Below are 12,646 nucleotides of genomic sequence, written 5' to 3'. Positions count from 1 at the left end.
TCAAACCAAGCTCCACCCTACAGTATAGACTATTTTGTCGTGAATTGAAAATAAATTCATACGTGCCACCACTTTTCAATCCACACGAATTTTGCATGAATATTGAGTAGGTTTCAGATGTAGATCGTCTTTACCTAAAGGGTTTTGTATTTCTTTGACAATCTTCATATGCTGTGTACCAACACTCTCAACTAAAGTAATCACATATGATTCTTTTTCCTCTTCTGCTACCATTCTTTCTTGTTCAGATAAGAAGAATGGAAAGTCTTGGTGAGTCAATTTAGATCCTTTTACTTCTATGAGCTTCTCTTTTCCATCGGGGAAATAAGATTTGATATCAAATCCATGACCATCTTCCGTCTCAGCCACCCAATTGACAGCTTCCGCTAATTGTTCCCGACCCACTGCTTTTAATTGCTCTACTTCCTTACGATAAACAAATTTCTCTGCTATTCTACCTGTCTCTTCGTTTTGCTTTGCTCTTTCTTCTCTTAATTGTTTATAAACATCTCTATGAATGATTCTTTTTCTTTTAAATTTGTTCTGATCTTCCAATTTTGGAGTAAGGTCCTGATCCAAATATACTTCGTAAACAAAATCATAAAAAAAATCATTTAAAGAATTGATATCTTGTATTAATTGGTGATGGTCAAAATGATCAATATTATACTTTTTAAAGACCAATGAGCTTGCTACATATTTTTTAGGTCTTAATGATTTACCCAAATGAAAATCACCTATATGAAAGCCCTCTAGTCTTTTATGGTGCTTTAATTCCGGCTGTAGCCTCTTCCTCCAAATGGCTGCCTCTTCCTTAATTTCAGATAAAGATAGATTTTCAGTTCCTGTTTCAATTGTTAAATAAAAATCTTCCCCGTTCTCAGCAAATAAAATAACAATAAATATTCCTTTTTGTGTCGTTGTTTTTTGGGAATTAGGATTTGTCGTTAATCTCCTGTCTAAAAGTGCAATCCAAAAACATTCTGCAACTTTTCCATTTCCTGTAGATGCTTTAATATCGATCCTATCCAAATTCCTCATATGACGTTTTTCTAATTCATAATGAATGTTGTTTGGGATTTCTTTATTAAACATGTTGTGAAAAGGGTGATTCTTATCTGTTCTCCCTTTGTTCTTATAATCTAAAAATTGCTCATAAAAATCTTCTTTATTAAATAGCATTTGTCTCACCACTTACCTCAATAGATCTTTTTACATACATTATACATAACAAACGGTAGATTTGATGAAATATGGAAAGAATAGTGCAAAAAAAAGAGAGCCCGCGCTCTCTCAATCAAGTATGTTTAGTTTTTTTGCTTCTTCTTCGATGATCGTCAGTGCACGGTCTAGTTCTTCTTTTGTGTGCTCGGCTGTGATGATGGCTCTAATTCTCGCTTTTCCTTTTGCCACAGTTGGGAAGGCGATGCCTTGAGCAAACACGCCTCGTTCTATTAAAGCCTTTGAAAAGCGAAAAGTAAGGGCTTCGTCTCCAATCATGATGGGGATAATCGGTGTCTCTGTCGGTGCAACTTGAAACCCGAGACTGACGACCTTTTCTTTAAAATAGGCGGCGTTTTCCCAAAGTGTATCGATTCGCTCCGGTTCATCTAACAGCACTTCAATCGCTTCTTCACACGCTCTAGTCACAGCTGGCGGATGTGAGGTGCTGAATAAAAACGGTCTTGCTTTATGCTTTAAATAATCAATTAAAACGGCTGAACCCGCTACATAGCCGCCAAGGACTCCGACAGCCTTACTAAGTGTCCCAACCTGAATGTGCACTCTGCCGTCGAGTTTAAAATGGTTGACTGTCCCGCGGCCATTTTTACCAAGCACGCCCGAGGCATGCGCATCGTCTACCATCACAAATGCATCATATGCTTCTGCGAGCCTGACAATCTCAGGAAGTGGCGCAATATCTCCATCCATTGAGAACACACCGTCTGTGACGATGAGACGCACGCGGTAATTCATAGATTTCTTTAAAATTTTCTCAAGCTCTTCCATATTGGAATGACCGTATACTTTTTTATCTGCTTTTGTTAACCGGATGCCGTCAATGATTGAGGCATGATTCAGTTCATCTGAAATCACAATATCATCTTTTGTCAGGATACTTGATAAGACCCCTTGATTGGTCGTAAAGCCTGATTGGAACACAAGGGATGCCTCGGTCTTTTTAAATGCAGCGAGCTTTTTTTCAAGACGTTCGTGCATCGTCATTGTGCCAGCGATGGTTCGTACAGACCCCGTACCAGCACCGAATTCATCAATGGCCTCTTTTGCCGCTTTCATCAGCCTTGGATGTGAGGTGAGTCCTAAGTAGTTATTTGAGGAGAGCTGTATGACAGATTGTTCATTTAATGTCACAGTGGATGATTGTTTTGAGTCAATCTCTTTCAATGTTTGGTGGGTGCCTTGCTGCTTCATTGTTTCCAGTTCATTTTGTAAATACGTGAATTCTTTCATCATTTCTTCCCCCTTTGGTTTGATGGCATTATCAGTACGACTTTTCCGCACGTACCATTTCTCATGAGTTCAAATCCCTTTTCGAACTGTTCAAATGGCAGCGTATGGGTGATAACTGGCTGGACATCGATGGTATTCGTTCTTAATAGCTCAGATACTTGACGCCACGTCTCAAACATTTTTCTCCCCGTGATTCCTTGCACGGTTAATCCCCTAAAAACAATTTGATTCGTAATGTCAATGGTCACTGGTCGTTCTGGCAAGCTTAGTATATTGACTTTTCCTCCATTTGCACACGCTTCGAGAGCTTGATTAATGGCAACTGGATGTCCTGACATCTCGCATACCACATCTCCCCCTTCCATCCGTGTGAACTGCTTAATCACCTCAACAGGATCATCTTTTCCAATATCCACGATATGGTCTGCCCCCATTTTCTGAGCAAGATTCAGTCTGTATTCGTTTTGATCGACAGCAAACACTTGGACAGCACCGGAAGCTTTCGCGACGGCGATCGCCATTAAACCGATTGGTCCGCAGCCAAAAATCGCCACTGACTTACCTGAAACAGGTGTGTGCAGCACTGTATGAACCGCATTTCCAAGCGGCTCTTGAATAGACGCAAGCTCTACTGGCATTTGAGCTGGATTGTGCCACACATTTTGTTCAGGTACTTTGACATATTCAGCAAAACAGCCGTCAATGTCTACCCCTAAAATTTTCGTTTCATTGCACAAGTGCTGCTGCCCAGTTAAACACATAGAGCACTGATTACATACAACATGTGTCTCTGCCGATACAAAATCCCCTACTTTTGCTCGTGAGACTTGGTTCCCCGTTTTGACAACTTCCCCTGTAAATTCATGTCCAAAAATGTAGGGCGCTTTAACTCTTCTCTTTGCCCAGTCATCCCAATTATAAATATGCACGTCTGTTCCGCATATCGATGTGGCTTTTACCTGAATCAATACTTCATGATCATTGATTTCTGGAATCGGCATCTCCATCAGCACCGCTCCGTAAGCGCTTTCTTTTTTAACAATCGCTTTCATCGTTCCACGCATGACGTACAACCCCTTTGTTAAAAAACTTCTCCCAATGAGATTTTAACACGTCTTATTTTCGTCGTAAATACCATTGTCCTCTACAAAAAGACAAATGAACACTCCACATATTTTTTTGGATATTTTTCTAAAAAAAAAGCAAATCCCCGTAGAAAAGGAGATTTGCTTTTTGCGTCATCGTCTTTTTGAAACGGCAATATATAAGGCAGGTACGATTAATAGTGTCAAAATTGTTGAGAAAAAGACACCCGATACAATGCAGATGGCCAGCGGCTTAAAGAGCGGATCATTACTTAATGCTACAGGCAAAAGGGCGACAAGTGCCGTAAATGCTGTTAGTAAAATTGGCCTGATCCTTGCTCTTCCCGCTTCAATGACAGCTGTCTGTTGATCGAATCCCTGCTTACGCCGCTGCTCAATAAATTCGAACAAGACAACCGCATTTCGGACCACGATACCAGCTAATGAGACAATTCCCATTGTTGCCATAAAGCTGAACGGCGTTTGGGTGACAAACAGTCCGATAACAGCTCCAGATATCGCTAAGTAAACCGTTCCTAGAACTAATAGTGGAAGCATCAATGAATTGAACTGGAAAGCGATGGTCACATAAATGAGCAGCAAGACAACTCCAAATAAGAGACTAATTTCAATAAAGAACTGGGTTTGATCTTCATTTTCTCCGCCTTGAGAAATGGCTAAATCCTTTGCTGCATCCGTTTTTCCTACTTGATCGACAACTTCTTTCATGTCGTCTTTAAACGAGTCTGACGTGCCAGGGTACGCCTTCAGCGTAATGGTCGGAATTCCATTTTCATGTGGAATGCTTTCGTACTGCTCTGTTTCTTTTTCTTTTACATATCGGCTAAGTGGCTCAAGTGAAGGCATACCTCCTTCATTTGAATTCACAGGCACTTTTATTTTGTTTAGCTTTAATCCATTTTGATGTGTACCTACATCCTGTTTGACCACTAAGTCGATATCTTTTGTTCCTTGTTTAAAGCTGCCTAATGGCATACCTTCTGTCACAAGACCGAGCTGTCTGCTGACAAACTGAGCGCTGAGACCATCTTCTGCCATTCGGTCACGGTTTAGTTCAAAGGAGATCGTTTTTACTGGCTGATTGACATCGTCAGTGATCAAGCTTGCTCCTTTTTCTTTCATTTCACTTGTGAGCGTTTCTTTGACATCAATGAGCTTTGCAAAAGAGTCACCCGCAATGGTTACTGTCACAGGCGCACCAGTTGGCGGTCCTTGAACAATGGTTTTCATAAAGATATCAGCATCTTTAAATTTCTTACGCAATGGCTCTGTCATACGATCTATTAATTGTTTACTCGTCATCTGATCATTGTCTACTCTCACGACAACCTGACCAGTATGATCACTTGCATTTGAAATACTTTCATTAAACAGGTTCGGTACACCGCCGCCTGCAAAGATCGCCGTTTCTTCAATGCCTTTCTGCTGTTTCATCTCTTGTTCTATTTTCTCTAATGTTTCATTTGTTTTGTCTAATGTTGTTTCACTTGGAAGTGTGACAGTGACAACCACTTCTTTCTTATTCGCTGCAGGGAAAAATTCAAATGGTGTGACGAAAATCAGTAAAAAGGCAAGCGTTGCAACAAGCAAACCACTTAAGCCAATAAGCAGCGGACGCTTCACAATGTTCGTCAGCATACGGTCTGCATAAAAATCAGCTAATTTTTTTAACGGTTTGCCTAGGAATCCTGGCTCTTTTTGAATTTTCTTGTTCTGTCTTTTTCGGTTCACGGTATATTGATAGACTGGCACTAGTGTCAGAGAAATCACCATAGATGCAAGTACAGTCGTTACGAGAACAGACGGTAATGCTCGTATAAATGAACCGTTTGCACCTGATAGGAAAACAAGCGGCAAGAAAGCAAACACAACCGCTAGTGTTGATGTCAAAATAGACCCTGCAACTTCTTTGACCCCTGCAATCGTTCCTTTCAGCGGACTTTCATATTTTTTCATCTGTCTTAATATATTATCGTTGACGACAATGGCATCATCGACAAGTATTCCTAGGGCAATGATAAAGCCGATAATCGAAATCTGATTGAGGTCCACTTGTAAAAATGGCAGCGGAATCGTTCCGATTGTGATTGATAATGGGATGGCAAGTGAAACGATAAACGCACCGCCAATGGTAAGACCAAGTGTGGTGACAACAATAACAGCGATGACAGCAACAATGGCTTCTTTTATCAAATCATTAAAAATGGCATCCACTTCACTTTTTTGTGAATAGTAGTTTACCCACTCGACACCACTTGGAAGCTGCTTCTCTTTCTCAATAACATCACTGACTTTGTCATACATTTTAGGTATATCAAGCCCTGGTTTGATATTGACTGTAAATGAATAGGCGGGCTTTCCGTTATACGACACAATGTCACTTTTCTCTTTTTCTACTTCTTTTAAAATGCCAAGCTGACTGATTGTGACCGGTTCACGGTTCGTTTTGGAGAAAAGCTCAAGCTTTTTCACTTGATCCAAACGGTCGTAGGTATTGATGGACAGCTTGACCTTCTCGCCGCCTGTCCGAATGTCGCCTAGTGGAGATGTATCAAATTCCTGATTGATGGCATTTGTGACATCCGTTACATTTAACCCTTCATCCTCCAGTTTGCTTGAATCTAAGTTTAATACCGCTTGCTTATCATTGAATCCTTTGATGACGACACTGTCTACCCCTTTGATGTCCTCAACCTTTTCCTTCAACGCACGCAGCGATTCCTGACTTTTTGCTAAGTCTGTTGATTGACTTGCCACAACCATATAAGAACCAACCGGCACGTTGCCAAACTCATCCTTTACATCAGGCTCCATCACTCCGTCAGGAAAGGACGACGCAGCACTCGTGGTTTCATTCTTAATTTGACTTGCCACCTTTTGAAAGTCGGCTTGATCATCAATTTCAAGCACAATATTTGAAAAACCAATGGCAGAAACAGAGCTCGTTTTCTCTACACCATTGATATCAGATATGGCTGATTCGAGCTTATTGGTTACATCACTTTCCACCTGTTTTGCATCCGCACCCGGAAACACGGTGGAAATCGTGACGATATTTGCTTGGAATTCTGGCAGTTCTCGCTTAGGAAGCTGCGTAAATAAATAGCCGCCAGCAATGAGAACAATAAAAAATAAAATAAAAACAAGCTTTCCTCTTTTCAAAAAAGCTTCAACCATTATTTCACCTACTTAAATATTTATTTTTGATGAAGTATTTTTAACTTAATCTTAATTTATCATCATGGTGAAAAAATGCAAGCTCTAATATGTCATTTTTATCTATTTCATGAACTGAATATGTTATATAAGAAATGTATAGTGGTAAACAAAAACAACCTGCTTACATGATGTAAGCAGGTTGAAAATAATAAAATTAGAATTATCGTGGCTCAATAATCAATTTGATGGCTGTTCTTTCTTCTCCATCGATAAGAATGTCAGTAAAGGCTGGAATGCATATCAAATCCACTCCGCTTGGTGCAACAAATCCCCTTGCTATGGCTACAGCCTTGACCGCCTGATTCAGCGCTCCAGCGCCGATTGCTTGTATTTCCGCTGCACCGCGTTCACGTAAAACGCCTGCTAATGCTCCTGCTACTGAATTCGGATTTGACTTTGCTGAAACTTTTAAAATTTCCATTTCTGCTCCCCCTTAAATTTACAATGGATAAGTGAGTGTTCATTAGAACAATCTTTGTTAGATGATGCTATTTTTTGAAAATCCATCCCCAAAATGTTTTTCAAAAATAGCAGGCTACCTACCATTTTTACTATATTCACGATAGAGGGCGCATATTCCTTCTTTCTGATTAATATTTTTCTGAAATAAATATGTGAACATTTATTCAAAGAAAATATGGTCATCATTTATCAAAATTCGATCAATTTTGACAGCTTTTTTCGACTGTTCGTCAATTTCTACGATTACTGCACTTAATGTCGTGCGTCCTTCTGCAATCTCAAAACGGACTGGAAGACTTGTTTTGAATCGTTTAATAATCGTCTCCCGATCAACACCTAAAATGCCATCATAAGGTCCTGTCATTCCCACATCTGAAATATACGCAGTTCCTTTTGGCAAAACGCGATTATCTGCTGTTTGAACATGTGTATGCGTTCCAACGACACATGATGCTCGGCCGTCTGTATACCAGCCCATCGCTAGCTTTTCACTTGTGGCTTCACCATGAAAATCAATAAAAATAAACGGTGTACGTTTGGATGCTTCCGCAATTAACTCGTCTACTTTTTGAAATGGGCAGTCAAGTGGGGGTAAAAAAGTACGTCCTTGCAGGTTGATGACGGCTAATTCTTTCCCTTGTTTTTTTATAAACGTCAGACCTTTACCAGGTGTGCCTTCTGGGAAGTTCGCCGGACGAACCATGTTGGCTGCGTCATCAATGAAATCAAAAATGTCTCTTTTATCCCAAGTATGGTTGCCCATTGTGAGCACGTCAGCTCCTGCTTGCAGCAGCTCATGATAGATTTTTTCAGTTATCCCTTTCCCATGAGCAGCATTTTCTCCGTTGACAATGGTAAAGTGGGGCTGATATTTCTTCTTTAGCTTTGGTAAGTATTCTTTCAGTGTGTCTCGTCCAGGTGAACCGACAATATCTCCAACAAATAATATTTTCATGCGCTTTGAACCCTTTCTCTTATAAATTGACTTCTTATCAGTGTTGCATATTTACACAAAAAAATAAAGCGGCGCTAAGCGCACCGCTCTATTTTGCATACTCTACTGCGCGAGTTTCTCGAATGACCGTCACTTTGATGTGACCAGGGTAATCGAGCTCGTCCTCAATTCGCTTACGAATATCCCTTGCTAGACGGTGAGCTTCAAGATCATTAATTGAATCTGGCTTCACCATAATACGCACTTCACGTCCAGCCTGTATCGCAAACGATTTTTCAACACCTTCATAAGATTCAGAGATATCTTCTAATTTCTCAAGTCTCCGAATGTAATTTTCAAGCGTCTCACTTCTTGCACCAGGGCGTGCTGCAGATAATGCATCTGCTGCCGCAACAAGAACAGCGATAATAGATGTCGGTTCTTGGTCACCGTGGTGAGAGGCAATACTGTTGATGACAACAGGATGCTCTTTATATTTCGTCGCAAGCTCAACGCCAATTTCTACGTGGCTTCCTTCTACTTCATGATCAATGGCTTTTCCAATGTCATGCAGAAGACCTGCTCGTTTTGCAAGCTTTGCATCTTCTCCAAGCTCTGAAGCCATGAGACCTGCAAGATGTGCAACCTCAATTGAATGCTTCAGGACATTTTGTCCATAACTTGTACGGAATTTTAAGCGACCGAGAATTTTGATGAGATCCGGATGCAGACCGTGAACTCCGACTTCAAATGTCGTTTGCTCACCCATCTCACGGATATAATCATCGACTTCACGGCGTGATTTTTCCACCATTTCTTCAATTCGTGCAGGATGAATGCGGCCATCCTGGACTAGCTTGTCCAGAGCTATCCTCGCTGTTTCACGTCTAATCGGATCAAAGCCCGATAGGATAACAGCTTCAGGTGTATCATCTATGATCAAGTCAATACCTGTTAACGTTTCTAACGTACGGATATTTCGTCCTTCACGTCCGATAATACGACCTTTCATCTCATCATTTGGAAGATTGACTACAGATACCGTCGTTTCAGCTACATGATCAGCTGCACAACGCTGTAACGCAAGTGAAAGAATGTTTTTCGCCTTTTTATCAGCCTCTTCTTTCGCTCGGTTTTCAGATTCTTTCGTCATGACTGCAATGTCGTGGGAAAGCTCATTTTCAACTTGATCCAGAATGATTTGTTTCGCTTCATCTCGAGTTAAACTTGAAATACGTTCCAACTCGGCTTTCTGCAAACGAATCATATCATCCACTTTGCTTTCCATCTCTTCAATATGTTGTTGTCGTTCATTCAGAGAATGATCTCTCTTCTCCAACAGGGACTCCCGTTTATCTAAAGATTCGTCTTTGCGATCAAGATTTTCCTCTTTTTGAAGTAAACGGTTTTCTTGTCTTTGAAGCTCATTACGTCTTTCACGAACTTCTTGCTCCGCCTCTACACGAAACGAATGAATTTCATCTTTCGCTTCCAAGAGCGCTTCTTTCTTCAATGCTTCCGCATCACGCTTTGCATCCTCAACAATTTGTTCGGCCATGTTTCTTGCGCCGGATATTTTTGCTTCTGCAATGGTTTTACGAACAAAGTAGCCAACAACTAAACAGATTAGGCTCAGCAAAATGGAGATGATCGTAAACATCGTAGGCGACATATTTTCACCTCCTCTTGCTATGAACTTGGTTTTACAAATAAAGTGTCGGCATGTACATTGTTTTGTGTCTCAACATACAGGGCCTTCACAGGGAATGAGATCCTCACTGCCCTTGTCAAGTTTAAATTAGTTATCAATCATGTTAAGAAAAACAAGTGATACATTTCCATTGTAATTGTGTCGGAAATACTTGTCAAGCTAGTCAGACTGAGGCGTAAGTCGTTATTTCAAGCAAAGACAGAACTTTTGACCTGCTAGCTGTCATGTAAATGTAAAAAAAAGACGCTTTTCAGCGTCTTTTAGTCTTTAAATTTCCAATTCCTCTTGACCTTCTTCTTCTTCAGCTGCTTTCACTCCGTTTGTATCCAAACCGTAGTGCTCTCTAATTTGTTCTTGAATCATGAGAAGAATATCTTTGTTTTCTTTAAGGAACTGTTTCGCATTTTCGCGGCCTTGTCCAAGACGTTCCTCTTGATAAGAATACCAAGCACCGCTCTTTTGTACGATATCTAATTCGCTTCCAAGGTCGATGATTTCGCCCTCTTTTGAGATTCCTTCACCGTACATAATGTCTACTTCTGCAATACGGAATGGCGGTGCTACTTTGTTTTTCACCACTTTAATTCTCGTTTTATTCCCCATAATGTCATTGCCCTGCTTCAGCTGTTCAGCACGGCGCACTTCTAAACGAACAGATGAATAGAACTTCAGCGCACGTCCACCTGGCGTTGTTTCAGGGTTACCGAACATGACCCCAACTTTTTCACGAATTTGGTTAATAAAGATGGCAATGGTTTTTGATTTATTAATGGCACCAGATAGTTTACGAAGTGCTTGGGACATCAAACGTGCTTGTAGACCAACGTGTGAATCACCCATGTCTCCTTCAATCTCTGCTTTTGGTACAAGAGCAGCTACTGAGTCAATAACAACAATATCAACTGCACCACTGCGGACAAGAGCTTCTGCAATTTCAAGTGCTTGTTCTCCTGTATCAGGCTGAGAAAGTAACAGCTCATCAATATTGACACCTAGTTTTTGAGCGTAGACTGGATCGAGCGCATGCTCTGCATCAATAAATGCAGCTTGTCCTCCTTGCTGCTGAACCTCAGCAATGGCATGAAGTGCTACTGTCGTTTTACCAGAACTCTCTGGACCATATACTTCAATAATACGGCCACGAGGATATCCACCTATTCCTAGTGCAGTATCAAGTGCTAACGAACCACTCGGTACTGTTGAAATACGTGTATCTGTTCGCTCTCCTAGTTTCATAATAGAGCCTTTACCAAACTGTTTTTCTATTTGTTTAAGAGCCATATCTAAGGCTGCTTGACGATCACTCATTCTATTGTTTCCTCCTTTATCAATTCCACTATCTATACTATACCTTGTTTCACGTCATTTGCCAAGAAAAAAACGAACACATATTCGATTTTTTCTTGGCAGATTTTTAAGAAAAGAGTGATTTCTATTAGAAAAAACACTCTTTTATAAAGGAGTAAACCTAACAAAAAAACAAAATTAACTTTCTTTTAATAAATTGAGCAAGTGATGCAGTCCGTATTTCACAGCGCGCTTTCGAATACCCGACCGGCTTCCTGTAAACATCCATTCAAACACGTCTGTGTGGTCTTTCGTAGATAGCCCGATGAACACTTTTCCGACAGGCTGTCCCTCGTGGGTATCAGGGCCCGCTACACCCGTAAAGCTAATGCCAATATCACTTCCCGTAAGCTTTCTAGCACCTTCAGCAAGCTCTAAAGCACACTCTTTGCTAACAGCACCATGAGAAGACAATGTTTCCTCACGGCAGCCAAGCACCTGCTGTTTGACTTGGTTTGTATAACAAACGATACTGCCGCTTAAAATCGACGATGCACCTTCAAGGTCTGTCAGCCATTCAGAAAACATCCCGCCTGTCAGGCTCTCAGCCGCCGCCACTGTTTTCCCGTGTTCGTGCAGGGCCTTGGAAGCTTCACGGACAAGTGATGTATCACCATACCCGTAGAAGTACTCTCCTACACGCGCTAAAATTTTCGCTTCCGTCTCTTTTAACAGACGCTCCGTTTCTTTTTCATCCTCATGCTTAGCCGTGAGCCTAAGTGTCACTTCACCGTCAGATGCGAGAGGTGCAATCGTTGGGTTGGTTTGAGCATCAATTAAATCTTCTAGGTCTGTTTCAAGCTGTGATTCACCGATTCCGAAAAAGCGGAGAACAACAGACACGATTTTTTCCTTTAAGTCCAGTTTCTCAGATATCAGCGGCTTCGCCTCGTTCTCAAACATTGGATGCAGTTCACTTGGTGGTCCAGGAAGTAGCATATAAAACGTATCGTCTTCTTGAATAAACATACCTGGGGCCATCCCAAACCGGTTCACGAGCACATCAGATCCTTCTAGAACGAGTGCCTGCTTCCGGTTATTCGGTGACATGTCTCGTCCAGTCTTTCGAAAGTATTCTTGAATGGATTCAAATGCTTCTTCATTTAGCACGAGCTCTTTTCCAAGTGTAATCGCGATGGTTTCTTTTGTTAAATCATCTTTCGTTGGTCCAAGACCACCTGAGAAGATAATAAAATTCGATCTTTCCTGCGCCACTTGAATGGCCCTTTTTAAACGCTCTGGATTGTCACCAACTGCTGTATGGTAATACACATTCACACCAATTTCAGCTAGCTGTTTGCTGATGAATTGTGCATTCGTATTCGTAATTTGCCCTAGCAAAAGTTCGGAACCGACTGCAATAATTTCTGCTTTTCTCTCTGACTTCAAAGCGTA

The 12,646-nt window shown here is 41.0% G+C and carries 9 protein-coding genes; all 9 read right to left on the bottom strand.

Annotated features, from left to right (window positions below; genetic code table 11):
- Positions 1-75: 75 nt before the first annotated feature.
- The 9 genes from MKY83_RS08770 to MKY83_RS08730 all read right to left on the bottom strand — a co-directional run bounded on the left by MKY83_RS08770 (position 76) and on the right by MKY83_RS08730 (position 12,640).
- On the bottom strand, positions 76-1,182 hold the full coding sequence (locus MKY83_RS08770; protein WP_113767690.1) for a DUF3578 domain-containing protein: 1,107 nt from the start codon (positions 1,180-1,182) through the stop codon (positions 76-78).
- A gap of 111 nt (positions 1,183-1,293) precedes the next feature.
- Positions 1,294-2,472: a glycine C-acetyltransferase gene (locus MKY83_RS08765; protein WP_065097312.1), complete on the bottom strand. Its 1,179-nt coding sequence runs from the start codon at positions 2,470-2,472 to the stop codon at positions 1,294-1,296.
- Positions 2,472-3,536 (bottom strand): L-threonine 3-dehydrogenase, encoded by a 1,065-nt coding sequence (gene tdh, locus MKY83_RS08760; RefSeq protein ID WP_217012510.1) that lies wholly within the window; start codon positions 3,534-3,536, stop codon positions 2,472-2,474. The genes MKY83_RS08765 and tdh overlap by 1 nt, the downstream gene beginning before the upstream one ends.
- A gap of 174 nt (positions 3,537-3,710) precedes the next feature.
- A complete protein-coding gene (locus MKY83_RS08755; protein WP_113767688.1) occupies positions 3,711-6,755 on the bottom strand; it encodes an efflux RND transporter permease subunit in 3,045 nt (1,014 codons plus the stop codon).
- A gap of 202 nt (positions 6,756-6,957) precedes the next feature.
- Positions 6,958-7,218, bottom strand: a complete 261-nt coding sequence (spoVS, locus tag MKY83_RS08750; protein ID WP_029281188.1) for a stage V sporulation protein SpoVS — start codon at positions 7,216-7,218, stop codon at positions 6,958-6,960.
- Positions 7,219-7,419: 201 nt separating this feature from the next.
- Positions 7,420-8,214, bottom strand: coding sequence for a TIGR00282 family metallophosphoesterase (locus MKY83_RS08745; RefSeq protein WP_003212177.1), 795 nt, complete (start codon positions 8,212-8,214; stop codon positions 7,420-7,422).
- Positions 8,215-8,302: 88 nt separating this feature from the next.
- Positions 8,303-9,865 carry a ribonuclease Y gene (gene rny, locus MKY83_RS08740; RefSeq protein ID WP_003211958.1) on the bottom strand — a complete coding sequence of 521 codons (1,563 nt, stop codon included), beginning with the start codon at positions 9,863-9,865 and terminating at the stop codon, positions 8,303-8,305.
- A gap of 306 nt (positions 9,866-10,171) precedes the next feature.
- Positions 10,172-11,212: a recombinase RecA gene (gene recA, locus MKY83_RS08735; protein WP_003211102.1), complete on the bottom strand. Its 1,041-nt coding sequence runs from the start codon at positions 11,210-11,212 to the stop codon at positions 10,172-10,174.
- 177 nt (positions 11,213-11,389) lie between these two features.
- Positions 11,390-12,640, bottom strand: a complete 1,251-nt coding sequence (locus MKY83_RS08730; RefSeq protein WP_342488517.1) for a competence/damage-inducible protein A — start codon at positions 12,638-12,640, stop codon at positions 11,390-11,392.
- Positions 12,641-12,646 lie beyond the last annotated feature (6 nt).

Origin of the sequence: Bacillus sp. FSL M8-0266, from assembly GCF_038613425.1 — a bacterium.
Taxonomy (GTDB): Bacteria; Bacillota; Bacilli; order Bacillales; family Bacillaceae; genus Bacillus; species Bacillus pumilus.
Note: the sequence above shows the minus strand (reverse complement) of the source record. Positions and strands in the feature narration are given on the sequence as shown.

Coding starts and splice junctions, on each gene's coding strand:
- spoVS (WP_029281188.1), bottom strand. CDS start 7,218: ATGGAAATTTTAAAAGTTTCAGCAAAGTCAAATCCGAATTCAGTAGCA.
- MKY83_RS08745 (WP_003212177.1), bottom strand. CDS start 8,214: ATGAAAATATTATTTGTTGGAGATATTGTCGGTTCACCTGGACGAGAC.
- MKY83_RS08770 (WP_113767690.1), bottom strand. CDS start 1,182: ATGCTATTTAATAAAGAAGATTTTTATGAGCAATTTTTAGATTATAAG.
- MKY83_RS08755 (WP_113767688.1), bottom strand. CDS start 6,755: ATGGTTGAAGCTTTTTTGAAAAGAGGAAAGCTTGTTTTTATTTTATTT.
- tdh (WP_217012510.1), bottom strand. CDS start 3,536: ATGCGTGGAACGATGAAAGCGATTGTTAAAAAAGAAAGCGCTTACGGA.
- MKY83_RS08765 (WP_065097312.1), bottom strand. CDS start 2,472: ATGAAAGAATTCACGTATTTACAAAATGAACTGGAAACAATGAAGCAG.
- rny (WP_003211958.1), bottom strand. CDS start 9,865: ATGTCGCCTACGATGTTTACGATCATCTCCATTTTGCTGAGCCTAATC.
- recA (WP_003211102.1), bottom strand. CDS start 11,212: ATGAGTGATCGTCAAGCAGCCTTAGATATGGCTCTTAAACAAATAGAA.